1 pseudogene is annotated in these 1,171 nt (G+C 64.2%); it reads left to right on the top strand.

Features of this window, described 5'->3' with window-relative positions:
* A pseudogene (locus tag AB5Y92_RS14570) lies at positions 1 to 1,171 on the top strand (selenocysteine-specific translation elongation factor); the annotation flags it as partial.

Below are 1,171 nucleotides of genomic sequence, written 5' to 3'. Positions count from 1 at the left end.
AGGGCCGCCTCAAGGTGGGGGACAAGCTGCGCCTCTACCCCGCCGATCGGGAGGTGCAGGTGCGCTCCCTGCAGGCCTATCACCAGAGCGTCGACGAGATTGGCGCCGTCTGCCGGGTGGCGGTGGGCCTTAAAAAAGTGCCTCACAAGGAGGTGGCCCGTGGTCACTGCCTCACCAACGCCGCTGGCCAGTGCGAGGCGGCAACCCACCTTATCGTGCGACTCAACGCCGAGAGCCTGAGAGACAAGGCGCTACGCCCCTCTCTGCACAACAAGGAGGTCGAGGTGGCCCTCGGCAGCTGGCATGGGCGGGCCCGTTTTGTGCCGATCAAGGATACTCGGCTGGCGCGGCTGATCTTTGCCAGCCCCATTCCCTGCTTCTTTGGCCAGCCGCTCGCCATCATTCGCCACGGCAGCAGCGAACTGCTGCACGGCGCCCGCATCGTCTGGTGCGGCGACATCCATCCCGCCAGACGCAAGGCGCTGCACACCCTGCTGGGCGAGCTGCCTGATGACTTGGAGCACTACAACCCGGCCACCCTGCAACTGGGCCTCAATGGCTATGTGCTGGCCAGCCGCTTTGACCAGCGGCCAGAGCAGGTCACCCCCCTCGGTGATTGGCTGCTGGACAACCACTGGCAGGCCCAAAGCCGCGACCAGCTGCTGGCTACGCTGGCCAGCGAACCGCTCAGCGCTGCGGAGCTTGCAACCCGCTTTGGCATCGCCCTGCCGGTCACTCAGGCCCTGCTCCAGCAGCTCAAGAGCGAGCAGCTTGTTCGCCTGCACCATGACAAGTGGCAACCGGGCAGCGGCGAGTCGGAAGATGATCTGGGAGAAGAGGCACAGCTGGTGCTCAAGGTGGTGCGAGATCAAGGCAAGGAGGGTTACGAGCCCGGTAAACTGGGCCCCGGCGGCGTGGAGCTGGATCCCTTTATCACCCGCAAGCTGCCCGCCGCCCTGCAGCAGGGCTTGCAGCAAAAAGGCGCGTTGCAAAAGCTGCTGCGCAATCTGGCACGACTCAAGTATCTGGTGCAGCTCGATGGCCCCATCTACTACGACGCCGAGCTTTACAACCAGATGGTCGCCGCCGTGCTGGCGGGCCAGCAGGTGGGAGATCTGATCGATATGGCATCCTTCAAGGAGATCACCGGTTTGTCGCGCAAATACGCCAT

The organism is Aeromonas sp. R1-1 (assembly GCF_040908495.1).
In the GTDB taxonomy this organism is placed as follows: Bacteria; Pseudomonadota; Gammaproteobacteria; order Enterobacterales; family Aeromonadaceae; genus Aeromonas; species Aeromonas veronii.
The sequence above is the reverse complement of the archived record's forward strand: the minus strand, read 5'-3'. Positions and strand labels throughout refer to the sequence as shown.